Raw genomic sequence first — 25,486 nt, 5'->3', positions numbered from 1 at the left:
CGGATATGAGACACCGTGCTGACGGAACGGCCCCCGACCCGGTGGACGTCCGGCTGGGCGCCCGCCTGGCCGAGCTGCGCGCCGAACGCGGCTGGTCCCTGGACGAGCTGGCGGAACGCACCGGAGTGAGCCGCTCCACGCTGTCCCGTGCCGAACGGGCCGAGACCAGCCCCACCGCCGCCCTCCTGAACCGCCTGTGCGCGGTCCACGGACGGACCATGTCCCAGTTGCTCGGCGAGGTCGAGGCCCGGCCCGCCCCCGTGGTCCGGGCCGCCGACCAGCAGGTCTGGGCGGACCGCGCCGCCGGTTTCGTACGCCGGTCGGTGTCCCCGCCGCACGCCGGGCTGCGCGGCGAACTCGTGGAGGCAAGGCTCACCGCCGACGCCGACCTGGCGTACGACCGGCCGCCCGTGCCCGGTCTGGAACAGCACCTCTGGGTGCTGGAGGGGGAGCTGGAGGTGACGGCGCAGGACACCGCCCACCGCCTGGACACCGGTGACTGTCTGCGGATGCGCGTCTGGGGGCCGACCCGGTTCCGGTGCCCCGGGCCCGGCGACGCGCGGTACGTGCTGGCGGTGGTGCTGCCATGACGGCGATCCGCCTGGACGCGCCCCGGCTCAACGACGCCGCGGGGGAGCTGGCCGACCTGCTGACCGACACCGTGCGCGGCGGCGCCTCGGTCGGCTTCCTCGCCCCGCTGGACCGGGCCGAGGCCCTGGCCTGGTGGCGGGCGCGGGCCGACGCGGTGGCCGCCGGCGGCCTCGCCGTGTGGGTGACGCGCGAGGACGGACGGGTGACCGGCACCGTCAGCCTCGTCCTGCCCGACAAGCCCAACAGCCGCCACCGCGCCGAACTGGTCAAGCTGATGGTGCGCCGCCGCGCCCGCGGCCGGGGCCTCGGCCGCACCCTCCTGGACACCGCCGAACGGGCCGCCGCCGAGGCCGGCGTCACCCTGCTCCACCTGGACACCGAGACCGGCAGCCCCGCCGAACGCCTCTACCGCTCGGCGGGCTGGACCAGGGCCGGAGTCATCCCCGACTACGCCGCGGACCCGGGCGGTGTCCTGCGGCCCACGACGCTGTACTTCAAACACGTCGGACCGCCCGGCTGAACCGGACTCAGGGGGTGCGCCGCGCGGCCCACACCACGCGTTCGGTACGCACCGCCAGGTCGTCGCGGCGCAGGACGCTGTGCGGACCGTCGGTGTCGAGCAGCCGGTCCAGGGCGGCGAGGTCCCCGGCCGCCAGCGTCCCGGCGGCGGCGTCGCGCAGACGGCGCAGGCCGGCGAGGGCGTAGCGGCCGACCGCGTCGGTGCGCGACGGGCCGGTGTCCACGGTGACGGTGCGTTCGGCCTCGACGGTGAAGCCGGCGGCGGTGAGCGCGGCTCCCCAGTCGGCGCCGCGGCGCGGCACGTGCTCGGTGTGGTGCCGCTCCAGCGCGGCGTGGCAGCGCTCCTCCAGACCGGGACGGTCCTCGGGGGCGTCCGCGGGCAGGAACCGGGGGAACCCGGCCAGTTCGACGACGGCGAACAGTCCGCCGGGCGCCAGCAGGTCACGCACCCGGCGCAGGGCGCGGCCGGGGTCGGCCATGTGGTGCAGGGAGGCGGACGCCCAGACCAGTTCGGGTCTGCCGAGGGCGGGCCAGGCGGCGTCCAGGTCGGTCCGGACGGTGCGCACCCGGTCGGCCGCACCGGCGGCGGAGGCCTTCTCCAGCAGGCGCCTGAGGTGGCCGGCCGAGGCGTCGACGGCGGTCACCTCGGCCTCGGGGAAGCGGTCGAGCAGGGCGAAGGTGCCGGCGCCGGTCCCGCAGCCCAGGTCCACGACGTGCCGGGGAGGGACGGTGACGGGCAGCCACGCGGTGAGGGCGCCGAGGTGCTCGGCGAGCACCTCGGCGTCCAGGTCGAGGATCTCCGCCTGGCCGTCGGAGGCGTGGCCCGCTCGCGGGGAGGTGTGTGTCATGCCGGCCACGCTAGAAGGACCACGGGCCGGCGGCGGGCCCGCTTCCCGGAAGGGCAAGGCGACGGCCGCCCGGCGTGCCGGACGCGCAAGGAACCCGTCCTCACCGGGACGGGCGGCCGGTGTCCTCGGCGGTCTCGGCGCGCTGGTGGCCGCGGCGGGCGTCACGGTCGAAGATGCCCAGGACGTCGCAGGGCCCGCCCTCGGCGCCGAGGGCGTGCGGGAGCATCGTCGGGAACTCGGCGGCCTGGTGGGTCTCCACGCGAACGCGCCGGTCGCCCAGGAGCAGGACGGCGGTGCCGGAGAGCACGACGAGCCACTCCCGGCCCGGGTGGGCGCGCATGCGCGCCGGGTTGTCGGGCGGCGGGTCCGTCAGGCGCTGGCGTACGACGCTCAGACCGGGGTCGGCGCGGACGGACCACCGCATCCGCTGGCGGGCCGCGTCGATCGTCGGGCTGGAGACCACGTCGTCGGCGGCGGTCTCCACCAACTGGTCGAGCGAGGTGTCCAGGGCACGGGCCAGGGTGACGAGCTGGTCCAGCGCGAGGCGGCGCCGGCCGTTCTCGATGCGGCTGAGCGTGGAGGGGCTGAGCCGGGCCCGGCCGGCCAGTTCGTCGAGGGACCAGCCCTGCGCCAGGCGCAGGGCGCGGATCCGGGCGCGTACGAGGGCGTCGAGGTCACCGGAGTATTGCGTCACGCGCACAAGGGTATGCGCGAGCCGCAAAAAACCCGCGGTGCCGGGACCGGCGGGAGCGTCGCGGTGGGCGCCCCAGGACGCGTGCCCGCGCGCAGTCCCCGCGGGGTGCCGGGACCGGCGGGCCGCCGCCTCGGGCCGACTGTCAGTGGGGCGGGCTACGGTGCCCGACATGCCGGACGCCGAAGACGTACGCCGTATCGCCCTGTCCCTGCCGGACACCACGGAGAAGACCGCCTGGAGCATGCCGACCTTCCGGGTCGCGGGCAAGATGTTCGCCACGCTGCCCGAGGACGAGACGTCCGTCGCCGTGCGCTGCCCCAAGGAGGAGCGGGACGAACTGGTCCTCGCCGAGCCGGAGAAGTTCTGGATCGCCGGGCACGAGGCCCAGTTCGCCTGGGTGCGGGCCCGGCTGGCCGCGCTGGAGGACGAGGACGAGCTGCGGGACGTCCTCGCCGACTCCTGGCGCCAGGCCGCCCCGCCCGCCCTGCTGGAGAGCCACCCCCGGCTGGGCCTGCCGCCCACCGGCTGAGCGTGCCCAGGCCAGCGCGGGACCGCCGCCCCGAGGAAGCCGCCGATCCGCTCCCGCAGCGACCGGGCGTCCAGCCCGTGCGCGGCGGCGTGCTCCTCGACGAGCCCGTACCGCCGCAGCTCGCGCCGGCCGACCCCCAGGACCAGCACCCGGCGCGGTACGTCGGACAGAGCCTCGTTCACGGCCGCCGCCGACGTACCCGTAAGGTACGGCTCGACCAGGACCACGTCCGCCCGCGCCGCCCGCACGGCCCGGCGCAGCGCCCCGGCGTCGAAAGGGCGGACCGCGGTGGCGTACAGCACGGTGACGTCGAGGCCCTGAGTGGCGGCGAGCACACCGTCCAGCAGCGGTCCGACCGCGACGACCACGCCCGGGCCGCCCTCGCACAGGGTGCGAAACCGCTCCCCGTCGAGGCAGCCCGTGCCCCAGTGAACCGCTGCCGATCTCCACCCCCGGCACCAGGGCCCGGCCGGGGTGGTGTCCCAGCGGTGAGCTGTGGGAACCGAAGCCGCCCAGCCACTCCACGGGCACGAACCCCTTGGCGGCGAGCACGGCGTAGTACGCCATCGGCCCGTGCCCCTTCGACAGCAGGAACCGGTCCCGCCCCGGGCCGTCCGCGCACCCCGGGCCGACCCGCAGCACCGGTCGTGGAGCACCTGCAGCACGTCCAGGGGGGACGTCGTGGTGGGCCCGTGCTTCTCGTCCCCCGTCATCAGCGCCCTCAGACCGGACAGGTCGTCGTACCCGTGGGCACGTCCGTGTGTTTCGGCGGTCCTCGTCGTACGGACGAGCGTGCGACCTCAACCGGAGTCGAGGCCAAGTGCGGCGGGGACGGGAAAGGGATGCGCGACCACCGGCCCGAGTGCGGTATGGTTTTCCTGCACGCCCTGCCGGGGAAACCCCAGGTCAGGCGGGCATCGGGACGTGGCGCAGCTTGGTAGCGCACTTGACTGGGGGTCAAGGGGTCGCAGGTTCAAATCCTGTCGTCCCGACTGGAGACAGTCGCAGGTCAGGGGCCGGTTTCGGAGAGATCCGAAACCGGCCCCTGACCGTTCCTGGGGGCGGTGCGACTGCGGGCGACGCCGTAAGCAAACGCGACAGCCGCGCCACACCATCGTCACGGCCGAAGGCAATCAGGAGGCTGCCGCGGACGATGTGGTTCACGTCTTCTCTCCGACGGAGAACGGGGCCCGTGGTGACCAGGCCCCGGGTGGTGGATGTTCCTCGCGAGCGCCGTGACTCTCCGTACGGAGGGGGTCCTTGGTGGCGCACCGGTTCACGAGCGGCTCTCGACCGACCAGCAGCCCACCGCCACCGGCAGAACCCTGCCCTCACAACTATGCCATCGGGGCCCCGGTCGTTTCGCGGAGAAACGGAAGTCCCGCTGCTCGCTTGAGGCTCCTCCCGGTTCTCATCACATTCCTACACCCACCGACGAACGGGAACCGGCCGAATCGACACCCGGCACAGCACTTTCCGGTTTTCCTCCCCTCGCGCGCGGTCGGGGCACGGTTGGATGTCCGCATGACTTCCGCCGAGCACGCGCGGCTGATGCGCGCCAACCAGGCGAACTGGGATGCCCGCACTCCGGTCCACGTCGCCAGTCGGTTCTACGGCCTGGACGAGGACCTGGATCCGGAGCGCTGGTTCGCCGCGTTCGAGTGGGAGGACCTCGGCGAGTTGTCCGGCCGGGACGTGCTGCACCTGCAGTGCCACCTTGGCACGGAGACGCTCGCCTTCGCCCGGCGCGGAGCCCGGACGGTCGGCCTGGACTTCTCGGCGGCGTCCGTGACGGCCGCGCGGGACCTCACCGCGACATCGGGCCTCGACGTCGCCTATGTCCAGGCCAACGTGTACGACGCCGTGGCGGCACTTGAGGGACGGCGGTTCGACGTCGTCTACACCGGCAAGGGCGCCCTGTGCTATCTGCCCGACCTCGACCGGTGGGCGGATGCCGTGGCCAGGCTCCTGCGGCCGGGCGGGCGGTTGTACGTCGTGGAGTTCCACCCGCTGCTCAACTCGCTCGGCCCGAAACCGGGTCCGGGTGAGGGACCGGAGCTGCTGCTGCGCCACGACTACCTGGGGGGCTCCGGTCCGGTGCACCGGGACGCCACCTACACCTACACCGACGGTCCGGCCGTCGAGGGAGCCACGGACAGTTACGAGTGGATGCACGGGGTGGGAGAGGTCGTGAACGCGTTGACGGATGCGGGAATGGGCGTCCGGCGACTGCGGGAGAGCGACGAGCTTCCCTGGCCGCGCTGGCCGCGGATGGTCCGTACGGACTCTGGCTGGTGGCGGCTGCCCGAGCCGCGGATTCCCCTTCTGTACGGTCTGCTGGCCGTTCGTTAGGCATACTTCCCCGGCAGTGTGCAGCCCGAGCAGCGCGCGTGCCTGGCCCCGTTCGGGGCGCCGGTGCCGGGTTCCTTAGACGCGAGTCGAAGGGGCGCGGAACCGGCTGCCGGAGCCGGGCCGGCAGGGCCTGTCGTGCGGTGGAGTGGGCATCGCAGACTCCGCGCTGCGCCGGAGGCCTGTTGGTGACGACCTCGCGGCGGATGACCGGCAGGCCGGTGAGACCGGTGCCGGTGGTCCCGGCCGCGGTGGTGAGGGTGTGGACGCAGTCGGCGTCCAGGTCGATGTGGCACTGGCCGGGTTGTGGTTGGCGGCGGCGGAGCAGCCGACGTGGACAGTGGCCGACGGCGTTACTTGACCAGTAGGGCGTTTCTGTGATGTCCATGGACCAGACGGAATCCGGCTGCGAAAAGCGGAGCAAACGGGCGTCGAGGCTGGAGCCTGGAAGACCGTGAAGCTGCACGCAGGACGCAGATCATTCCGGAGAAGCCGAACCTCAAGAGCGCCGTGACACCACGAGCCGTATCTGAATGCCCACTCAGAATCCCGGACGGGCCGTCGGTCCCCGGCGCTGCGCGTCCTCCGCCGGGCCGGACGGCCCGGGGCCCTGGTCGACCAAGCCGTGCAGGTGGGCGTAGGCCACCGCGTGCACCCGGTCCCGCAGGCCGAGTTTGGTCAGGATGCGCGAGACATGGGTCTTGACCGTCTCGTCGCCGATGCCGAGGTGAGCGGCGATCTCCGCGTTGCTGTACGCGCGTGCCACCAGCAGCAGCACCTCGTGTTCCCGTGCGGTCAGCTCGTCCAGCGCGGCGGGGACCGGCGGTGGGGCGAGTCCGTCGGCGAGACGGGAGCTGAGCCGCCGGGTCACCGAGGGATCGATGAGCGCGTCGCCGCGGGCGGCCACCCGGACCGCCGCGATCAGTTCCTCCGGGGGCAGGCTCTTGAGCAGGAAGCCACTGGCTCCCGCCCGCAGCGCCCGGTGCACGTAGGTGTCGTTGTCGTAGGTGGTCAGCAGTACCACCTTGGTGGTGTTCGCCGGGTCGGCGAGGAGCGTCTCGGTGGCGCGCAGGCCGTCCAGGCGGGGCATGCGGATGTCCAGGATGGCGACGTCCGGCCGCAGCCGGCGTACCTCCTCGACGGCGGCCCGACCGTCCGACACCTCCGCCACGCACTCCAGATCGGCCTGGGTGGCCAGCGCCGCGCGCAGACCGGAACGGAACATGGCGTGGTCGTCGGCGACCAGGACGCGCAGGGTCATGAGGGGTCCGCCGGGACCGGTGAGTCGAGGGGGAAGGACACGGTGGTGATCCAGGTTCTGCCGTCGGGCGCGAGGCCGTAGGCGGTGGAACCGTCGAAGAGGGCGGCGCGGCTGCGGATGCCCTGCAGCCCGCGATGCGGGGAGTCGGGCCGCGGGTGCCCGCCCGAGGGCAGTGGGTTGGTAGCGGACACGGTGAGGGTGGCACCGTCGTGGCGCAGGACGACGTCCGCGGTGCGGCCGTCCCCGTGCCGCAGCGCGTTGGTGAGCATCTCCTGCACCACCCGGTACACGGCGATGTCCAGGGACTCCGGCAGCCGGGCCGGGACACCGTGCACGGTGACCTGGGCCCGCAGCCCGGCGGCCCGTACGGAGTCGAGGAGCCCGGCGAGGTCGTCCAGACCGGGCTGCCGGTCCTCGCCGGCGGTGTCCGGCGCGTTGCCGTGCAGCAGGTCCAGCAGCCGGCGCAGGTCGGACATGGCGGCCCGGCTGGAGGTCTCCACGGCGTTCAGGGACTCGGCGAGGGTTTCGGCACCGGGAGCGGCCGTGGCCTTCAGCCGGGCGACGCCCGCGTGCACCCCGATGGCACTGACGTGGTGGGAGATCACGTCGTGCAGGTCACGGGCGATGCTGCTGCGCTCCTCGGCGACCGCCTCGGCCAGCGCCTGCCGGCGTTCGTGCCGCTCGCGTTCGGAACGCTGCTCCAGCTCGGCGATGTAGGCGCGGCGGGCGGTGGTGTACCGGCCGACCAGCCAGGGCAGCAGAGCGTTGGCGACCGGGTCCAGCAGCAGCCGTCCCTCCGCGAGGTTCCCACGGGTGAGCAGCTGCCCGCAGGCGGTGCCGGCCGCCAGGCAGAGCAGCGCCACCACCGCGGGTCCCCGGTCCAGCCAGGCGCCCGCCCGGTAGGCGGAGACCAGCAGGCCCGCGCTGTTGTACAGCGGCGGGGACCCGCCGTGCCCGGCCGGCAGGGCCGCCATCCCCACGGCGACCGCGGCCTGGGCGACGGCCACCACCCCAGACAGGCGCGGCGCGGTCGCCAGCCCGGCGTCCACCAGGACGATCGCGCCCAGCACGACCCAGCGCCAGGGCGACGGCCCCTCCCAGGCGTCGGAGAAGAAGAAGTACAGGCAGTCCACGACCAGCGAGGCCGCGGCCACCAGCAGTGACTGACGGGTGAGCGAACCGCTGACGTCACGGCCGGGGGAGCCGTCGGGCCGTACGGGCGTGGTCCGTCCCGTCCGACGCCCTTCCCTGTCGGACACCGTGCCCCTTTCCTCGGTCGCCGCCGTCGCCGCGATCATGTGGCCGTCCGGCCCGCGGCCGGCAGCCAGGGCATCCATGATGCCTGGTCGCCGGCGCGTACGGGTCCCCCGTCCGGGGGATGCGCGATCCCCTGGCGCCGTGACGACAGCGGCCGGTGGCCGTTCCTAGCCTGGCGGCACCATGAACGACACCGTCTCTCCCGCGGCGGGGCCGTGCAGGCCCCGCCGTCCGGCTCCCCCCACCCGGCACCGGCTGTGGCGCGGTCTCGCCGGTCTGCTGTGCGCCCTGGGTCTGCTGTACGCCGTGAGTCCGCAGGCCGTCGCGGACTCCCCGTCCAGCGGCGGCGACGTCCAGGTGGCCCAGACACTCGGTGACCGAGAGCTGACCGTGGTGCTGCGTCGGGTCACCGGTGTGCCGGGCCCGCTGCACGTCGACGTCATCACGCACCAGGGAACCGCGGCCGGGCAACTCGAGCTGGGAGTGGTGCCGACCGGGGTGTCGGCCTCCGCGTCCGACGCCTCGGCGTCCGGCACCACCACCGACACCGCCACGGTGACACTCGGCGCCCGGGCCGGCACGTACTCCGCCGTGCTGCAGGTGGCGCAGGCCGGCCCGTGGGAGCTGACGCTGAACGACGGCGAACGCACGGCGCGGATCCCGTTCACCGTCTCCGACCAGGCCACCTCCCCGGCGGAGAAGGCCGTGTACGCGGGTTTCATCGGTGCCGGGGTGCTCATCCTGGTCACGGTCTTCGTCGCCGTACGGGTCAGGCGCGGCTGGTGGACGCTGGTCCCGGCGGGCGGCGTGGTCGCCTGCCTCGCCATGGCGGTCACCGGTGCCGTCCTGACCTCGACGCTGCCGCTGCCGGCCGCGCAGGGCGCGGAGGTCGATCCCACGATCGACGGGGTCAAGAACCCCTACACCCACGTCAGCCAGCAGACCGGGGAGTACTCACGCTCGCCCGTCACCCTCGCCGTCCGGTCCTCCACGGTCCGGGCCGGCCGGACCGACGACATCCGGCTGGTCGTGACCGACACCGCAACGGGGCTGCCGGCCGACGATCTCATCGTCCATGACGGGGCGCTGATGCACCTGATGATCGTCGGCCCGTCGGGGCAGCTGTGGCACCTGCATCCGGTGCGGACCGCCGCCGGGACCTACGAGGTGCCCCTGGAGCTGCCCGAGGCAGGGCATTACGCGGTCTCCGCCGAGCTGGCCCGACGGGGCGGCGGCATCCAGGAGGTCCGCTCCGCGACCGGCATCGACGCCACCGGTGACGCCGGTGACTCCGCTTCCGGCGATGCGGTCACCGAGGCGGGGGCCGGCACCCGCACGGTGAACGGCATCGACGTGAAGCTCACCACGTCCACGCTGACGGCCGGCAAGTCCGTGGTGCTCACCGCCCGGGTCGGTGACGAGGCGACCCTGCAACCCTGGCTCGGCATGCTCGGCCACATGATCGTCGTCGGACCGGTCTCCGCCAAGGGCGCGGGGGTGGGCGAGGCCGCGCAGGACGCCGAGGTGTGGGGCCACTCGCACTCCATGGGCGCGGTGTCGGAAGGCGGCCACGGCATGGCCGCCATGGAGGGCATGGCGGGAACGGCGGACACCTCGGGTTCCGACTCGATGGACATGGCCTCCATGAACGGCCTGACCTCGGTCAACGGGGACAGCACCGCCGACGAGACCGTCGCCGCGTACGGCCCCGACATCTCCTTCGTCTACACCTTCCCGAAGGCCGGCCACTACCGGATCTGGATCCAGGCCGAGCGCGACGACACCGTTCTCACCGTCCCGTACCTGCTGCACGTCACCGACGCCACGGGGAGCACACGATGACCGGGCGCGCACGGCGTTCCCTCATAGCCGCAGGCGTCCTGGCGGCCGTCCTCGTCACCGTGCTGGCGCTGCGCCTGATGTGGGGCGCCACGTCCGGCACGGCCGAGGCGGCGTCCGACGACACCTCGGGCGGTACGACCCTCACCGGCGGCACCGTGCACGACGTGGTGACCCTGACGATCTCCGACCCGGTGACCGGGATGACCGACGTCGATGTCACCCTCACCCCGCGCGACGGCGACTCGGCCTGCGGTTCGACGACGACGGTCACCGTCTCCGCGCTGCTGCCCACGGCGGGCCACGCGCTGCCGGACTACACCGCCACCTCGACCGCCACCGGCACCTACCACGTCTCGGGCATCGCGCTGATGATGCCCGGTCGCTGGGAGTTCACGGTCGGCATCGACGGCGACGACTGCCACGACCAGCTTGTCTTCCCGCTCGCCGTCACCCGGTGAGCGCCCTTCCCGTCACGAAGCCCGAAAGGCACGTCCGATGGAATCCGTCCCCGTACCCATACTGAGCGGCGCCGGCCGGCCGGCGCCGGCGGTCCCGCTCGACGCGGCGCCACCGCGTCAACTGCCCGCCGCCGTCGCGGCCTGCACCGTCCTGGCCGGTACCCTCACGTCGCTGATCGGCATCAGCTGGGACGTGGAGTGGCACGTCGACGTCGGCCCGGACACCTTCTTCACCCTCTCCCACCTGATGCTGTACTCCGGCAGCGCCCTCGCCGGACTCGTCAGCCTGGTCATGGTGCTGCGCGCCACCTCGGCGCAGCGGGCCGGCCGCGCCGCCGAGACCGGGGTCGGCGGCAGCCCGGTCCGGGTCCTCGGCGGCACGTTCACCGCCCCCCTGGGTTATCTGGTGGCCGGCAGCGGCGCCGCGCTGTTCCTGCTGTACGGACTGATGGACCTGTGGTGGCACTCCCTGTACGGCTTCGACGCCGTGCTCAACTCCCCGCCGCACGTCGCGCTGTTCATCTCCATCAGCCTCACCATGGTCGGCAGCATCATCGTCTTCGTCGCCGCCCGCGACCAGCGCTGGGGGCGGATCGGGCTCGTGGTGAGCATCCCGGTGCTCATGACGTTCTGCCCGCTGACCACCTACGCCTTCCAGGGGCTGTCGCGCACCGTCGACCCGCAGCTCGCGGGCAACATCTTCTTCTCGGTCTGCCTCACCATGACGGGAGCGCTGGCGCTGCGCCGCCGTGGGATCGTGCTCGCCATCGCGGCCGTCCTCGGAGCCATGCAGCTGTTCCTGTGGTGGTTCTCCCCGTGGGCGGCGAAGGCGTACGCCGGCCATGTGGGACTGCCGCTGCGGGACAACCTCACCGACATGGCCCCGGTACTGCCCTCCGGTATCCCCATGTTCATGATCGTCGTGGCCCTGGTGATCGAGGGGCTGTTCCTGCTCGGCCGCCGGCAGGGCTGGTCCGGCCGCTGGCTGCCGCAGTTCGTCGGGGCCGTCGGCGGCATCCTGGTCAGCCTCTCCATCCTGCTGCAGGACCAACTGGTCGGCGGAGGGAGCGGCGGTGGCGGCGGTGGCCCGATGGGCCCGTCCGGCACCACCGCGAGCACGGTCCTGATCGACGCGGTGCTCGGACTCGCCTTCGGTGCCCTGGCCGGCTTCCTCGCCGCCCGCTTCGCCGTCCTGCTGCGGCTCAACACCCCCGCCACCGACCAGGAAGACAACTGATCCGATGCGCATCCGAACGCTTTTCGCGGCCCGGCCGCGCCGGTCGGCGCGGCACCGTGCCCGCGCCCTCGTCCTCGCCCTGTGCGCCACCGCGGGCACGCTGTTCATCACCGCGCCGTCCGCCCGGGCGTACGCGCCGGTCGACATCGTCCACACGGAACAGGTGCGGGTCGGCCCCTACGAGCTGACCGTCGGCTTCTCCGAGTGGCCGCTGCGCGCCACCCAGTCACTGGACTTCACGTTCGCCCCCGAGGGCGGGATCGGCAAGAAGACCGGCACCCTCAGCATGACCGCCGCCGGCGCCGAGCAGGCCGGGCCCGGAGGGGGCGGCAGGGGAGGCATGGCCCAACCGCTCTCCCGGCATCCGCGCAAGCGGTCGGTGTGGGGCCTGGATGTCCAGTCGCTGTCCACGGCGGGCAAGTGGGACTTCGCCTTCACCATCGACGGCCCCCAGGGCGAGGGAACGGGCACCCTCAAGGACATCACCGTCCTCGAACAGCCCGGCCCGCCGCTCCCGCTGAGCTGGAGCGTGTGCGCGCTGCCCGTCGTCGGTCTGGTCGTCTTCCTGGCCGTCGCCTGGCGACGGCACCGTCCGGCCGGACAGGTGGCGGCCCTGCTGACCTGACCGCCCGGCCCCGGCCCCGGCATCGGGCCCGCCTGCCCGCCGTATCCACCCGGTGCCGGTGCCGGTGCCGGTCGGCCGAGGAGCCGCCCAGGGCCTGTCGGTGCCGGTGCCGGTCGGCCGGGGGCCGCCGTGCCAGGGCCTGCCGGTGCCGGGGCTCGGCACCGGCTCACCCCGGCTCCGGTGTCCCGACGCCCAGTTCCGCGCACGCCAGCTCCAGGAACCGGGTCACCGATTCGGGCAGTTCGCGTTCCTTGGGCCAGACCAGCTCCATCGTCAGCGTGCGGCGCCCCTCCGACAGGGGGCGCAGCGAGACCGGGCACCCGGGGCCGGTGCCGGTGCTGCCCTGGGCGCTGACGGCCACGCCCAGCCCGGCGGACACCTGGGCCAGCACGGCCTGGTGCTGGCTCACGGTCCGGATGTCGGGCCGTACGCCCGCGTGCTCGGCGAGTTCGGCGAGTACCAGGTTGCCGAGTCCCGGGAAGCGGGCGGAGACCGGCGGGGTGAAGACCGGATAGGCCGCCAGCTCCGCCCAGGACACCGTCTTGGCCCAGGTCTCCCGGGGCGGCAGCACCGCCACCAGTCCGACCTCGCCCAGCCGCCGCATGTGCACCGACGCGCGGTTGAGCTGCGCCGTCAGTTCGTGGTTGCTGGTGGTCATCAAAGCGGCGTCGACGGTCCCGTGCTCCAGCCCGGTGATGGCCTCGTCGGGCCGGAGGTCGAGGATCTGGATGTCGACCGAGCGGGCCACCTGCCGGTAGGCCGCCAGTACCTTCGGCAGCAGGGTCTGCACATACGGCATGTACGCCACCAGGCGCAGGGAGCCGACCACTCCCTGGCCGTGCCGGCGAAGTTCCTCCGCCAGCCGGTCGGACTCGCGCACGATCTGTTCGCCGCGGTCCATGAGCAGCCGCCCGGCCTCGGTGGGGACCACCCCGCGGCCGGTCCGTTCCAGGAGCCGTACGCCCAGTTCCTTCTCCAGGGCGGCGACGGTGGTGCTCAGCGGCGGCTGGCTCATGTGCAGCGTTTTCGCGGCACCGGAAAGCGATCCGTGCCGCACGATTTCGACGAAGTATCGCATCTGCCTAAGTTCCATCCGCGAACTATAGGTGAACGCTATAAGGGAATACAGGTGGCCGTGAGTCGGGCCACGTCGGGTGCCGGCCCTCCTAGATTGCCGGAATCGACAGGCACCGCCCTCCTGGCGGACGAAGTCACCCGATTCCTCGACTCAAGGGAGCAGTCATGTCCCACGCCGCAGACGGAAGGCGTCAGCCGCCGTTCGAGGTCAAGGTCGACTCGATCAGGACGGTGGCCGACGGGGTCGCCGAACTGGTGCTGGTCGACCCGGACGGCAAGCCGCTGCGGGCGTGGGAACCGGGCGCGCACCTCGATCTGCGTCTGCCGAACGGCCTGGTGCGCCAGTACTCGCTGATGTCCGACACCGCGGACACCGGCGCGTACCGGGTCGCGGTACTGCGCGAGGCCGCCGGGCGCGGCGGATCCGCCTACATCCACGACGAGTTGCGCGCCGGGACCGTGCTGACCTGCGACGGGCCGCGCAACAACTTCACCTTCAAGCCCGCGCCCGCCTACCGGTTCGTGGCCGGCGGCATCGGCATCACGCCGCTGCTGCCGATGCTGGCGGCCGCCGACCGGGCCGGCGTGCCCTGGCGGCTCGTCTACTGCGGGCGGACCGCGAAGTCGATGGCCTGGGCCGACGACCTGCGGGAACGCTACCCCGACCGGGTCGAGATCCGTCCCGACGACGTCTGCGGACCGCCCGACCTGGCCGCCGTCCTCGCCGATCTCGGCGAAGGCGAACTGGTCTACGCCTGCGGACCGCACGGCCTGCTGGACGCCCTGGCCGCGCACCTGGGCGACCGGGCCCGAGGGGTTCTGCACGTCGAACGGTTCACGCCCGCCCAGGACCCGGCCGAGGGCGGCGAGGCGTTCCGCGTCACCCTCCAGCGCTCGGGACTGGAACTCGACGTCCCGGCGGACAAGTCGATCCTCCAGGTGATGGAGGAACAGGGCATCCCGGTGATCTCTTCCTGCCGGGAAGGCACTTGCGGCACCTGCGAGACCGCCATCCTCGCCGGAACGGCGGACCACCGTGACTCCATTCTCTCCGACAAGGAGAAAGCCGCGAACGAGACCATGATGATCTGCTGTTCCCGCGGGGCGGGAACGGGTCTGGTCCTCGACGCCTGAATTCCGAGCGCGCACGCGCACTTCATGGAAGGCGGAAAAACCCGTGAAAGACCAGACAGAAAGCGGCGAGAAGACGGGACCCGCGCGGAAGAGCACCGCGGTCGCACCCGTGGTCGTCGTGGGCGCCGGCCCGGTCGGCATGCTGAACGCGCTCGGACTGGCCCGGCAGGGCATCCCCGTGACGGTCCTGGAGCGCCACGCGGACGTCGTCCGCGCACCGCGCGCCGTGGTGCACCACTGGGCCACCCTGGAGGGACTCGACCGGCTCTCGGTCCTCGACGCGGCGGTCGCCGCCGGCTTCAAGAAGCAGGACTACTGCTTCCTCAACTGGCGCACGGGCGAGCGGGTGCGCTACGGGCTCGCCGCGCTCGACGGCTCCGTCGCCCACCCGTACAACCTGCACCTGCGGCAGGACCGGTTCGTCGAGGTGATGCTCGACGTCATCGAACGGGACGGTCTCCCGGTCGAGGTGCGCTTCGAACGCGAGGTCATCGGCGTGCGGAACCACGACGACCGGGTGGAGGTCACCGTCCTGTGCCCGGACGGGTCGGTGGACCGGCACCAGGCGTCCTGGGTGATCGGCGCCGACGGCGCCGGAAGTGCCGTACGGCGCCTGCTCGGCCTGCCCTTCGAGGGGTTCACCTGGTCGGAACGGTTCGTGGCGACCGACGTCGTCTACCCGTTCGAGGAGGAGGGGTACGACCAGACCACCTTCGTCGTCGACGAGACATACGGCGCGATCATCGTCAAGATCGACAACTCGTCCGACGCCGGGCTGTGGCGCTACACCTACAGCGACCCGGAGGCCGACAGCCCGGAGAGCGTCGAGCAGCGCATGGGCGGCTTCTTCGACACCCTGCTGCCGCGCGCGGACCGGCGCGCACTGCGCGCCCACAGCCCGTACAGGATGCACCAGCGCTGCGCCCCCGCCTTCCGGACGGGCCGGGTGCTGCTGGCCGGCGACGCGGCGCACGCCACCAACCCCACCGGCGGTCTCGGGCTGACCAGCGGGCTCTTCGACAGCTACCTGCTGATCGACGCCCTCGCCGCGGTCGTCCACGGGCGCGCGGACGACCGGGTGCTCGACCGGTACGCCCACGAACGCCGCCGGGTCTTCAAGGAACTGGTCTCACCGGCCGCCTCCGCCAACAAGAAGATGATCTTCGGTTCCACGGCGACCGACGAGGGCGCGGCGGCCTGGGACCGGGTCCGGCGGCTCGGCCGGGACGAGGAGGCCGCACGGGCCCGGCTGATGTTCCCCAAGTCGCTGGAAACACCGGCCCGCACGGCCTAGGAGACCCGATGGACGACACAGTGGACAAGGCCGCGGTGGTCACCGGCGGAGCCAGCGGCATCGGCTTCGCGCTGGCCCGCGCGTTCCTCGCCGAGGGAATGAACGTCGCCGTCGGCGACATCGAGGCGAGCGCCCTGGACGACGCGGTGGCACGGCTGCGGCAGCACGCCGGCGACGCCGAAGTCATCGGCATACGCACCGACGTGACCAGCACCGAGGGCGTCACCCGGCTCTGCGACGCGGCCGAGGCGGCCTTCGGCCGGCTGGACGTGGTGTGTGCCAACGCCGGGGTCGAGACCGGCGGCCGCGTCCTGGACGTCGCCGACGAGGCGTGGCGCTGGGTGATGGACGTCAACTACTTCGGCACCCTGAACACCGTGCGCGCGGCCCTGCCGCTGCTGGAACGGTCGGGGGACGGGCACCTGGTCATCACCGGGTCGCTCGCCGGATTCGCCTCCGGCACCCCGTTCATGACGCCCTACTGCGCGACGAAGATGGCGGTCCACGGACTCGCCGAATGCCTGGAGATCGAGTTGCGCGCCTCCGGCAGCGACGTCCACGTACACCTGCTGGCGCCGGGACCGGTCCGGTCCCGGATGATCGACGCCGAGCGGAACGCGCCCGCCGGTGTCCCGATCAACGAGGACGCCGCCCGGCGCGCGGCGATGGAGGAGTTCCGGGCCCGCCAGAGCGCCGAGGGACTGCCCGCCGAACACGTCGCCGGCCTGGTCCTCGACGCGATGCGCGAGCAGCGCTTCTTCGTCCTGCCGCACCCCGACCGCGCGGTGGCGGCGGTGCGGCGGCGGCTGGAGTGGATGGAGACCGGCCGCACCCCCGCCAGCCGCGTGCCCGGCACCTGAGCCCGCCCGCCGCCCCCTTCCGACGAGTCCGGAGGAACCCACCCATGAGCACTGCCCCGACCACCACCCGGCCGATACCGGGCACCGACATCGACCCGTTCGCGCTCGACAGTCTGCGGGACCCGTTCGCCGCGGACGGCGCAGTGCGCGAGATCGGCCCCGTCGTCCACGTCGAGAAACACGACTACTACGCGGTGACCCGCTTCAAGGACATCCGCAAGGGACTGCGCGACTGGCGGACCTTCTCCTCCACGGACCGCCCGTTCTACGAGGACTCCCCGTTCCGGCCGCGGATCGTGCTCTTCGAGGAGCCCCCGGCCCACACCCGCACCAAGTCGGCCATCATGGACGTACTCGGCCCCAGGAACCTGCAGTGGATGGGCGAGTACTTCAAGAAGCAGGCGGACGCGCTGCTGGACCGGATGCTCGACCGGGACACCGTGGAGGGCGACGGCTACGCCGACCTCGCGGCCGCCTATGTGCTCAAGGTCTTTCCGGACGTCATCGGCATGCCGGAGGAGGGCCGCGAACTGCTGCTGAAGTTCGGCAGCGCGGGACTGAACGCCTTCGGGCCGCCGAGCGAACTGCGGGACCGCAAACTGGCGGCGGGCGCCGAGGCCGTGGCGTGGGTGGAGCGGAACATCGACCGCGAGTCGCTGACCGAGGGCGGCCTCGGCCGGCAGCTCTACGCGATGGCCGACGAGGGCCGGATCAGCGAGGAAGAGGCCCGGGACCTGGTCAAGACGGTGTTCGCGGCCGGCTTCGACACCTCCACCAGCGGTATCGCCTCGATGCTGCGCGCCTTCGGCGACCACCCGGGGGAGTGGCACAAGCTGCGCCGCGACCCCGCGCTGGTGGCCGGCGCGTGGGAGGAGTCCGTCCGGCTCTACCCGCCGAACCGGTTCGGCGGGCGGTGGACCCCGAACGGCGCGGTCGTCGACGGACATCACATCCCGGCCGGCGCCAAGGTGCTGATGATGTGGCTCGGGGCCGCCCGCGACCCCCGAGAGTTCGACCGGCCGGACGACTTCGTCATCGACCGTGAGATGCGCAACGGGCACCTCTCCTTCGGGTTCGGGCTGCACACCTGCGCCGGCAACCTGGTGGCCCGGCTGGAGGCGACGACCCTGCTGCGCAGCATGGCCGAACGCGTCGCGGACGTGGCGAGCGCGGGGGAGCCCCGCACCGCCGTCAACTACCAGGCGTTCGGGCACGAGTACGTGCCCCTGCGGCTGCGCCGGGCCCGCGCCTGATGACGCCCGCCCGCGCAGGTGCCCCGATGAACCACAACGAGACCGCGGACCACCGGCCGCCCCACGCCCGGGTCGCCCCCGCGCTGCGCCGCAGAGGCGGCTTCTTCCTGGCGGACGAGTGGGACGAGGAGGCGGGCAGGCCGGTCGGACCGGCCTGGGTGCAGTGGGAGGCACCCGCCGCCGAGGACGACTGGAAGCTCCCGGTCGTGCTCGTGCACGGCGGGGGCGGACAGTCCACCGACTGGATGTGGGCCGTCGACGGCCAGCCGGGCTGGGCCGAACTGTTCGTCGCCGCCGGGCACCCCACCTACCTGCTGGACCGGCCCGGCCACGGCCGCTCGCCGTGGGACGACCGGGACCTGGGCCCGCGCGACCCGGCCCCCGGCGCGGAGGCGCTGGGCCGGCTGTTCCGGCTCGACCCGGCGCGGCTGCGGCCGGACGGCGCCTTCACCGCCGTCGCCGCCGCCGGCACCGCCCTGCCGCCCGACCCGGCGACCGCCCAGCGGCTGGACGCGGCCCGCCTGTCCCGGCTGCTGGAACTGACCGGTCCGGCGATCCTCGTCACCCACTCCGCCGGCGCCCCCGCCGGCTGGCTGGCCGCCGACCGCGACCCCGGCCTGGTCCGGCTGGTCGTGGCGGTGGAACCCCTGGGACCGCCCTTCGGCGGCCCGCACCACGCCCGCGCGCTCGCCGAGGGCCTCACCGCCCTGCCACTGGACGCCGCCCGCCAGGAGCCGGACGGGCCACCGCGGGGCCTGGCCCGGGTCCCCGTCGTCGTGGTCACGGCCGCCGCCTCGGGCCACCTCGACGCGGACGTGGCGACCACCGCCTTCCTGCGCGGGCTGGGCTGTGACACCGAACACCTGAAGCTGGCGGAGCACGGCCTGACGGGGGACGGCCACGGCGTCGTCTTCGACACCAACTCGACGGCCGCCTTCCACGTGGTGCACGCCCGGTGCGTCGCCCGCCCGGCCGGCGCACACCGATGCCGAGAGGAAGAGAATGCGCAGCTACGACCTTGAGTCCCTCGCCTCGAACGACTCGTACAAGCTCATCACCGGAGTCGTCCAGCCCCGCCCGATCGCCTGGGTGTCCACGGTGTCCGCGTCCGGTGTGCGCAACCTGGCGCCGTTCTCGTTCTTCACCATCGCCTCCCGCGATCCGGTCACCCTGTTCCTGTCCATCGGCGCCACTGGCCGGCCGGGGCACACGGCGAAGGACACCCTGGCCAACGTGCTCGCGACCGGCGAACTGGTCGTCAACGTCGTCTCGGTGCCGGCACTGGCCTCGGTGGTCGCCTCCTCGGCCGAAGTCCCCGAGCAGGTCGACGAGTTCGACTACGCGGGCCTGGACGCCGTGCCCTCCCGGGACGTGGCACCGCCACGCGTGGCCCAGGCACTGGTGGCGATCGAGTGCCGCCTGGACGAGGTCCGGCGGATCGGCACCGACACGGCCGTGTTCGCCAGGGCGGTCCGGCTGCACGCCGCCGACGGTGTCGTGGACGCCGCCCACCACGTCGACAGCGCCGTACTGCGGCCGGTCGGCCGCACCGCCGGGGCCACCTACTGCGCCGACGCCGCCGTCCTGCCCTCCCCGCCGGTCCCGCGCTGGCCGTACGCCGAGACCCGGCCGCCCCGGGAGGTCCGCCCGGCATGACACCCTTCACCGCGGCGGCCGTCCAGATCACCGGCACCCCCCTCGACCCGGAGGACAACGCCCGCCGCATCGAGTCCCAGGTGCGCCGCTGCGCGGACGAGGGCGCCGCCCTGGTCGTCCTGCCGGAGCTGTGCGACACCGGATACGTGCTCTCGCCCGGCCTGTCCCGGGTGGCCGGCACGCTCCCGGGCCGCACCGGCGACCTGCTGTGCGCGCTCGCCGGGGAGCTCGGCGTCACCCTCGTCACCGCGACCGCCGTGCGCACCGGGTCCGGCGAACTGCGCAACACCGGCCTCATCGTCACCCCCGACGGCATCGCCGCGACCGGCGCCAAACGGTGCCTGTGGGGTGCCGAGCCCGACTACTTCACCCCCGGCCCGCCCGCCGAACAGGCGGTCGCGGACACCCCGGTGGGCCGGATCGGGGTGGCGATCTGCTACGAGGGCGGCTTCCCCGAGGTGGCCCGGCGGCTCGCCCTGGCCGGGGCGCGGACCATCGCGGTACCGGCCGCCTTCGGCGCGGCCCGGTTGCACGCCTGGAAACTGCTGACCCGGTCCCGGGCCCTGGAGAACGGCTGCCACCTGGTCGCCGCCAACAACACCGGCTCCTCCGCCGGCCTCACCTTCTGCGGACACTCCACCATCGTCGGCCCGCAGGGCGAACGCCTGGCCGTGCTGCCCGCGGGCGAGGGCCGGGTCCTCGCCCGTCTCGACCCGGCCGCCGCCGACGAGGCCAGGGCCGCCATCCCCTACCTGCGCGACCTGCACCGCGTAGCCGTACCCGGTCCCCGCACGGACACCGACCCACCCACGCAAGGGAGTTGAACGATGCCGAACCTCGCCCCGATGGACCTGGTGGAACTGTTCCGCAAGGAGTTGGAACTGTGCAAGGTGACCGAGGGGGAGTCCCTGGTCATCCTCGCCGAACCGGCCAGCCGCAGCGAGTACGTGGAGGCCGCCTTCGCCGCCGCGCTGGCCCTGAAGGCCCACGTCATCCAGGCCACCCTGCCCGGCGGCTCACCCGTGCCGCTGCCCTCCTCCCGGACCGGCTCGGGCGCCGGCCTGACCTCCCTGGACGACAACCCCCTGGCCCTGTCCCTGCTCCAGGGCGCCGACATGGTCCTCGACCTGACCAACGAGGGCTTCATCCACACCGAGTCCCTGGGGAAGATCCTCGGCGCCGACACCCGGATGCTCTTCGTCGCCGACCCGCCGGAGGTGCTCGCCCGCAACCTGCCCACCGCCGAGGACAAGGCCCGGGTGCGGGCCGGCGCCGCCCTGCTGAAGGCCGGCCGGGAACTGCGTGTGACCTCCGTGCACGGCACCGACCTGGTGGCCGACCTCACCGACGCGCACCCCGGCTTCCAGTGCGGCATCGCCGACGACCCCGGCCGCTGGGACCACTGGCCCTCCACCATGGTGCTGAGCTGGCCCAAGACGTCCACCGGGCAGATCGTGATCGCGCCCGGCGACATCCTGCTGCCGTTCAAGACCTACGTGCGCGACGAGGTGACCCTGATCATCGAGAAGGGCTACATCAGCGAGGTCAAGGGCACCGGCGGTGACGCCCGGCTGCTGGAGATGTTCTTCGCGGACGCCGACGACGAGGAGGCCCGCTTCCTGTCGCACATGGGCTGGGGGCTGATGAAGAACGCCGACTGGTTCGCCATGGCCCTGTACGACCGGGAGTCCCTGATGGGCATGGACGCGCGCGGCCTCGCGGGCAACTTCCTGTTCTCCACCGGTCCGCACCCGTTCATGGACCGGCACACCTACAACCACCTCGACATCCCGCTGCGCGGCTGCACGGTCGCGGTCGACGGACACACGGTCGTGGACAACGGCGTACTGGTCGAGACGGACTGAGGGGACCACGACGATGGCACAACCACGAGACGACGAGCGGCGGGCACGGGCCAACGCGGCGGCCGTCACCGCCATGACCGCGGCCGAACCGGTCCTCACCGACGTCGTACCGGCCCTGGACGCGCTGCCGGGCATGACCCCGAACACCATCCTCACCTCCGGCGCGCCCCTGCCGTGGGCGCGGTACGCGGGCGGCCAGCGCCGCGCCGTCCTGGGCGCGGCCGTCTTCGAGGGACTGGCCGCGACGGTGGAGGAGGCCGACGCCCTCCTGCACGACGGCAAGATCGCGGTCGAACCCTGCCACGACCACGGGTGCGTCGGCTCGGTGACCGGAGTGACCTCCGCGTCGATGCCGGTGTGGGTGGTGTCCGACCCGGTGTCGGGCAGCCGCGGCCACTGCCTGCTCTACGAGGGCAGCGACCGTCAGCGGCTGACCTACGGGGTGTGGAACGAGAAGGTCCGCCGACGCCTGGTCTGGATCAGGGACGTGCTGGCCCCCCACCTCGCGGCGACGCTCCGCACGACCGGCGGCATACCGGTCAAGCCGCTGATCCGGCGGGCCCTCGGCATGGGCGACGACCTGCACAGCCGGAACACCGCGGCCACGGCCGTGCTGTTCCAGCGGCTCGCCGGGCCCCTCCTGGACGCCAACGGCCTCACCGCCGCCAGCCGGGAGGTGCTCGACTTCGTCAGCGGCAACGACCTGTTCTTCCTGCACGTCGCCATGGCCGCCGGGAAGTGCGTCGCGGACACCGCGGCGGGCACCGGGCACAGCAGCATCGTCACCGCGATGGCCGTCAGCGAGCACGAGTTCGCCATCCGGGTGGCCGGCACCGGCGACCGCTGGTTCCGCGCCCCCGTCCCGGAGCTGAGGGCCAAGCTGTTCGACGGCATCACCGCGGACGACATCGCCTTCATGGGCGGCGAGAGCCTGATCACCGAGACCGTCGGCCTCGGCGGTCTCGCGGCGGCGGCCGCGTTCTCCCTCCAGGACTACAGCGCGGGCTCGGCGCCGGGCATGGTGGCGGCCACCGAGGCGATGTACGGCATCACGCACGGCGAACACCCCGAGTGGAAGATCCCCTACCTGGGCTTCCGGGGTGTCCCGTTCGGGATCGACGCCGCTCTCGTGGCCTCGACCGGCGTCACGCCCAGCATCCACATGGGTGCCGCCCTGCGCGAGGGCGGGCACGCCGGCGCCGGACTGCTGATCGCCCCCGCGCAGCCGTTCCAGGACGCCGTCGAGGCACTGGACGGCTGACTCCTCCCCACGCCCCCACGACGAACCCCATGGCCGCCGGGACGGTGCGCCATGGGGTTCGTACCGCTTCCCGGTGACCGCCCGCGCCGGCCCCTGCCATACACCGCCGCTTAAGCCCCATACGGTCGGTGAATCTCAGTGAACGCCGTCCCACGTGCTCCCTAACATCACCCCTACCGTGGTCCGGATCACACCAGATGGCGTTCGAAGCCACCACACGTGTCGGAGTCTCACGAGACCGGGAACCGCGGACCGGTCTCCCCGACAGCGGTGGTGCCGAGGCGACGGCCGACGACGGCCGCGCACCGTTACGTGACCGTAACCCGGCGATCCGGGTCACTGTCCCAAGATGTCCCTCTATCCACGCGGTGATCCCCGACCCGCTCCGACCGCCCCACACGGTCACCGGACGCGTCGCGATCCCCGACTTCCCCAGAGGCAGCCCATGGTATCGAACCCTTCCCTCGTGGAGACCGGTGAGGCGTCGCTCAGGCGCTCGCCCTCCCGTCACCCCAAGTCCCTGTGGACCCTCGCCCTCACCGAACTGTGGGAGCGCTTCAGCTACTACGGGCTGCAGGGCATCCTGAGTTTCTACCTGCTGTACTCGCTCTCCGAGGGCGGCCTCGCCCTGGGCGCCGCCACCACGGCGAGCATCGTCGGGGCCTACGGGGGTGCCGTCTACCTCTCCCAGATCCTCGGCGCCTGGGCGGCCGACCGGCTCGTCCCGCCCCGCCGGCTCGTCCTGCTGGGCGCGGTCATCATCACCCTCGGCCACCTCGCGCTGGCGCTCCTGCCCGGGACCGCGGGACTGGCGGCGGGTCTCGTCCTGATCGCCCTGGGCACCGGCGCGCTGAAGACCAACATCACCTCGATCGTCGGCATGCTCTACGCCGAGGACCGCGACCGGCGCGACGCCGGCTTCTCGTACTTCTACATGGCCATCAACGCCGGGGCCTTCCTCGGCCCGGTGCTCACCGGGCTCACCCAGAGCACCTGGGGCTTCCACCTGGCGTTCGGGCTCGCGGCCGTCGGCATGGTGTTCGGGCTGGTCCAGTACAGCCTGAGGATGGGCGAGCTGCCGGCCGAGTCGGCCGTCGTCAAGAACCCGATCGACCACGCCGGCCTGGTCCGCGCGCTGAGCGTCGTGGCCGGCGGGCTCCTGCTGGCCGGCCTGGTCTGGTGGACGGGCCTGGTCGACAGCGAGAACCTGGTGAACGTCGTCACCGCGGTCGTCTTCCTCGCCGCGGCGGCCTACTTCACCGTCATGCTGCGCTCCCCCGCGGTGGACACCGACGAGAAACGGCGGATCCGCGGCTTCCTGCCGCTGTGGCTGGCGAGCACGCTGTACTACGGTCTGCTCTTCCAGCAGTTCACCACGGTCGCCGTGTTCATCGACGAGCGCGTCGACCTGCACGTCGGAAGCTGGGAGATGCCCGCCTCCTGGCCGGGCTCCGCCAGTTCGCTGGCGGTCATCCTGGTCGCCCCGGCGGTGGCCGCGCTGTGGATCAGGATGGGGTCCCGCCAGCCGGTCACCGCGGCCAAGTACGCCATCGGGCTGGGTGTCATCGGCGTCGCCTACTTGCTGATCCTGCTGCTGTCGTCGCTCTTCCCCGGGCAGACGGTGCCCGCGCTGCCCCTGCTGCTGGTGCTGGCCGTCGCGGGCACGTCGGAGATCTTCGTCGGGCCGATGGGGCTGGCCGTCGCCACCCGCATCGCGCCGCGGCGGTTCCGCAACCAGACGGTGGCCCTGATGATGCTGGCCCTGGCCGGCGGCTCCTCCCTGTCCGGTCTGCTCGGTACTTTCTACACCGCCGTCCCGGCCGGGGGTTACTTCGCCCTGGTCGGGGTGGTTCCCCTGGTGCTGGCCCTGGCGCTCACCCGCTCGGCGAAACGCATCGACACGCTGACCCGCTGACCGTGGGCCGGCGGCCCGGCCGTACAGCGGCCGGGCCGCCTTTCACGGGCGCATCAGGAGCCGCGCGGACCAGATCCGCAAGTATCCGTGCTCGCACGGGAAATCGATTCCGCAACGGCACTGGAACCTTCATTCCGCTCACCCTCAGTTTTGTCCGTGACATGACAGGACATGGTGGTCGCGGCGCACCCCGCACGCCCCTGCGAGGGACTGGCAAGGTGAGCGAAGACAGCGCGCGTCGGAAGTCACCGGGCGGCTGGAAGCGGGCCGCGGTGGCCCTTGCCACGGGCGGGGTCCTCGCCCTGGGCGGGGTCCACGCCCACGCCGACGCCGCGGGCGGACGGCGCGACGCCGCTTCGGCGGCGTCCGAGACCGCCGCGGCGGTCTCGGACGGGGTCGCCGCGGCCGACGCGTTCACGGACACTCCGTCCGCCGGTCGGCAGGGCCAGGTCCTGCTGGACTTCACGGAGGTGAACGCCTCCGTCTGGTCGGACCTGTCCTGCCGCTCGTCCTGCCGGATCGGCATCCAGCTCGGCTCGCTCGGCAGCGCACGGCTGACCGCCGCCAGGGCGGTACGAAGGCGGACGCCGGCATCGCGAGCGGCACCGGGTGCGACCGGATCCAGCAGGCGCCGGCCGCCGGTGCCGTCCTCGGCCGGAGCGGCAGCGGCGACCACTGCCTGGCGTTCCCCGGTGCCCCGGGCGACACCGTCCCACGCGACAGCCGGCAGCCGCCCTGGTGCATGAGCCCAGAGTCGGGCGTGTTCCGCCAGGCGACACCGGTGCGGAACTTCCGCGCGATCCCGTTCAGGGCCCCGCGGTCGACCAGCCGCTTCCGTCCCCGCAACGACACGGGCGGCAACGGCCGAGCGGGCTCCCGCTCTCCGTCGGACAGTTCGCGGCGGCGCATCGCGACACCACGATCCGCCGGCGGTGATCACTGGAAGAAACCGCTCAGGACG

General features: G+C 73.0%; 24 protein-coding genes, 1 tRNA gene and 2 pseudogenes. 20 read left to right on the top strand and 7 right to left on the bottom strand.

Features of this window, described 5'->3' with window-relative positions; all coding sequences use genetic code 11:
* The first annotated feature begins 5 nt into the window (after positions 1-5).
* Positions 6-590 carry a helix-turn-helix domain-containing protein gene (locus ACY1JF_RS14845; protein WP_462705578.1) on the top strand — a complete coding sequence of 195 codons (585 nt, stop codon included), beginning with the start codon at positions 6-8 and terminating at the stop codon, positions 588-590.
* A complete protein-coding gene (locus ACY1JF_RS14840) occupies positions 587-1,111 on the top strand; it encodes an N-acetyltransferase family protein (RefSeq protein WP_462705577.1) in 525 nt (174 codons plus the stop codon). The genes ACY1JF_RS14845 and ACY1JF_RS14840 overlap by 4 nt, the downstream gene beginning before the upstream one ends.
* A 7-nt stretch (positions 1,112-1,118) precedes the next feature.
* On the opposite strand, the gene ACY1JF_RS14835 is transcribed toward ACY1JF_RS14840, so the two are convergent.
* Positions 1,119-1,958: a class I SAM-dependent methyltransferase gene (locus ACY1JF_RS14835; RefSeq protein ID WP_462705576.1), complete on the bottom strand. Its 840-nt coding sequence runs from the start codon at positions 1,956-1,958 to the stop codon at positions 1,119-1,121.
* A 100-nt stretch (positions 1,959-2,058) separates the two neighbouring features.
* The gene (locus ACY1JF_RS14830) at positions 2,059-2,652 is read right to left on the bottom strand and encodes a helix-turn-helix domain-containing protein (protein ID WP_462705575.1); all 594 of its coding nucleotides are present in this window, start codon (positions 2,650-2,652) and stop codon (positions 2,059-2,061) included.
* Between the two features lie 169 nt (positions 2,653-2,821).
* Here ACY1JF_RS14830 and ACY1JF_RS14825 point away from each other — a divergent pair, with 169 nt between their 5' ends.
* Positions 2,822-3,181, top strand: coding sequence for an MmcQ/YjbR family DNA-binding protein (locus ACY1JF_RS14825; RefSeq protein ID WP_462705574.1), 360 nt, complete (start codon positions 2,822-2,824; stop codon positions 3,179-3,181).
* Positions 3,182-3,207: 26 nt separating this feature from the next.
* On the opposite strand, the pseudogene ACY1JF_RS14820 reads toward ACY1JF_RS14825, so the two are convergent.
* Together ACY1JF_RS14820 and ACY1JF_RS14815 are read right to left on the bottom strand one after the other, a co-directional pair.
* A pseudogene (locus ACY1JF_RS14820) lies at positions 3,208-3,594 on the bottom strand (transketolase); the annotation flags it as partial.
* Positions 3,593-3,894: pseudogene (locus ACY1JF_RS14815) on the bottom strand (transketolase); the annotation flags it as partial. The pseudogenes ACY1JF_RS14820 and ACY1JF_RS14815, both read right to left, overlap by 2 nt.
* A gap of 205 nt (positions 3,895-4,099) precedes the next feature.
* Between ACY1JF_RS14815 and ACY1JF_RS14810 the strand changes: the two are divergent.
* A tRNA-Pro gene (locus ACY1JF_RS14810) sits at positions 4,100-4,173 on the top strand.
* 532 nt (positions 4,174-4,705) lie between these two features.
* A complete protein-coding gene (locus ACY1JF_RS14805) occupies positions 4,706-5,533 on the top strand; it encodes a class I SAM-dependent methyltransferase (RefSeq protein WP_462705573.1) in 828 nt (275 codons plus the stop codon).
* A gap of 538 nt (positions 5,534-6,071) precedes the next feature.
* On the opposite strand, the gene ACY1JF_RS14800 is transcribed toward ACY1JF_RS14805, so the two are convergent.
* Positions 6,072-6,791, bottom strand: coding sequence for a response regulator (locus tag ACY1JF_RS14800; RefSeq protein ID WP_462705572.1), 720 nt, complete (start codon positions 6,789-6,791; stop codon positions 6,072-6,074).
* Positions 6,788-8,050 carry a sensor histidine kinase gene (locus ACY1JF_RS14795; protein WP_462705571.1) on the bottom strand — a complete coding sequence of 421 codons (1,263 nt, stop codon included), beginning with the start codon at positions 8,048-8,050 and terminating at the stop codon, positions 6,788-6,790. The genes ACY1JF_RS14800 and ACY1JF_RS14795 overlap by 4 nt, the downstream gene beginning before the upstream one ends.
* A gap of 181 nt (positions 8,051-8,231) precedes the next feature.
* Here ACY1JF_RS14795 and ACY1JF_RS14790 point away from each other — a divergent pair, with 181 nt between their 5' ends.
* Genes ACY1JF_RS14790 through ACY1JF_RS14775 form a run of 4 tightly spaced genes read left to right on the top strand, consistent with a single transcriptional unit; the run spans position 8,232 to position 12,210 of the window.
* The gene (locus tag ACY1JF_RS14790; RefSeq protein WP_462705570.1) at positions 8,232-9,890 is read left to right on the top strand and encodes a hypothetical protein; all 1,659 of its coding nucleotides are present in this window, start codon (positions 8,232-8,234) and stop codon (positions 9,888-9,890) included.
* Entirely contained in the window at positions 9,887-10,348 is a 462-nt protein-coding gene (locus ACY1JF_RS14785; RefSeq protein ID WP_462705569.1) for a hypothetical protein, read from the top strand. Before ACY1JF_RS14790 ends, ACY1JF_RS14785 begins: the two co-directional genes overlap by 4 nt.
* 37 nt (positions 10,349-10,385) lie before the next feature.
* A complete protein-coding gene (locus ACY1JF_RS14780) occupies positions 10,386-11,585 on the top strand; it encodes a hypothetical protein (RefSeq protein WP_462705568.1) in 1,200 nt (399 codons plus the stop codon).
* Positions 11,586-11,589: 4 nt separating this feature from the next.
* Complete coding sequence (locus tag ACY1JF_RS14775; protein WP_462705567.1) at positions 11,590-12,210, top strand: hypothetical protein; 621 nt, start codon at positions 11,590-11,592, stop codon at positions 12,208-12,210.
* Positions 12,211-12,376: 166 nt separating this feature from the next.
* Here the strand turns inward: ACY1JF_RS14775 and ACY1JF_RS14770 are convergent, their stop codons facing one another.
* Positions 12,377-13,288 carry a LysR family transcriptional regulator gene (locus ACY1JF_RS14770; RefSeq protein ID WP_462705603.1) on the bottom strand — a complete coding sequence of 304 codons (912 nt, stop codon included), beginning with the start codon at positions 13,286-13,288 and terminating at the stop codon, positions 12,377-12,379.
* Positions 13,289-13,452: 164 nt separating this feature from the next.
* Here ACY1JF_RS14770 and ACY1JF_RS14765 point away from each other — a divergent pair, with 164 nt between their 5' ends.
* From ACY1JF_RS14765 to ACY1JF_RS14715, 11 genes are all read left to right on the top strand, one after another.
* Entirely contained in the window at positions 13,453-14,421 is a 969-nt protein-coding gene (locus tag ACY1JF_RS14765) for a PDR/VanB family oxidoreductase (protein ID WP_462705566.1), read from the top strand.
* 43 nt (positions 14,422-14,464) lie between these two features.
* Entirely contained in the window at positions 14,465-15,715 is a 1,251-nt protein-coding gene (locus tag ACY1JF_RS14760; protein WP_462705565.1) for an FAD-dependent oxidoreductase, read from the top strand.
* A gap of 8 nt (positions 15,716-15,723) precedes the next feature.
* Entirely contained in the window at positions 15,724-16,575 is an 852-nt protein-coding gene (locus ACY1JF_RS14755; RefSeq protein ID WP_462705564.1) for an SDR family NAD(P)-dependent oxidoreductase, read from the top strand.
* Between the two features lie 44 nt (positions 16,576-16,619).
* Positions 16,620-17,828, top strand: a complete 1,209-nt coding sequence (locus ACY1JF_RS14750; protein ID WP_462705563.1) for a cytochrome P450 — start codon at positions 16,620-16,622, stop codon at positions 17,826-17,828.
* Positions 17,829-17,854: 26 nt separating this feature from the next.
* Positions 17,855-18,850, top strand: a complete 996-nt coding sequence (locus ACY1JF_RS14745; RefSeq protein WP_462705562.1) for an alpha/beta fold hydrolase — start codon at positions 17,855-17,857, stop codon at positions 18,848-18,850.
* Positions 18,831-19,484, top strand: a complete 654-nt coding sequence (locus ACY1JF_RS14740) for a flavin reductase family protein (RefSeq protein ID WP_462705561.1) — start codon at positions 18,831-18,833, stop codon at positions 19,482-19,484. The genes ACY1JF_RS14745 and ACY1JF_RS14740 overlap by 20 nt, the downstream gene beginning before the upstream one ends.
* Positions 19,481-20,308, top strand: coding sequence for a carbon-nitrogen hydrolase family protein (locus ACY1JF_RS14735; protein WP_462705560.1), 828 nt, complete (start codon positions 19,481-19,483; stop codon positions 20,306-20,308). The genes ACY1JF_RS14740 and ACY1JF_RS14735 overlap by 4 nt, the downstream gene beginning before the upstream one ends.
* A gap of 3 nt (positions 20,309-20,311) precedes the next feature.
* Positions 20,312-21,349: a hypothetical protein gene (locus ACY1JF_RS14730; protein WP_462705559.1), complete on the top strand. Its 1,038-nt coding sequence runs from the start codon at positions 20,312-20,314 to the stop codon at positions 21,347-21,349.
* Between the two features lie 13 nt (positions 21,350-21,362).
* Positions 21,363-22,610 (top strand): YlbE family protein, encoded by a 1,248-nt coding sequence (locus ACY1JF_RS14725; protein WP_462705558.1) that lies wholly within the window; start codon positions 21,363-21,365, stop codon positions 22,608-22,610.
* A 445-nt stretch (positions 22,611-23,055) separates the two neighbouring features.
* Positions 23,056-24,525: a peptide MFS transporter gene (locus ACY1JF_RS14720; protein WP_462705557.1), complete on the top strand. Its 1,470-nt coding sequence runs from the start codon at positions 23,056-23,058 to the stop codon at positions 24,523-24,525.
* 218 nt (positions 24,526-24,743) lie between these two features.
* Positions 24,744-25,271 carry a hypothetical protein gene (locus tag ACY1JF_RS14715; RefSeq protein ID WP_462705556.1) on the top strand — a complete coding sequence of 176 codons (528 nt, stop codon included), beginning with the start codon at positions 24,744-24,746 and terminating at the stop codon, positions 25,269-25,271.
* Positions 25,272-25,486: the final 215 nt, after the last annotated feature.

The organism is Streptomyces sp. SYSU D01066-1, from assembly GCF_054956795.1.
This window is presented reverse-complemented; position numbering and strand designations above follow the sequence as displayed.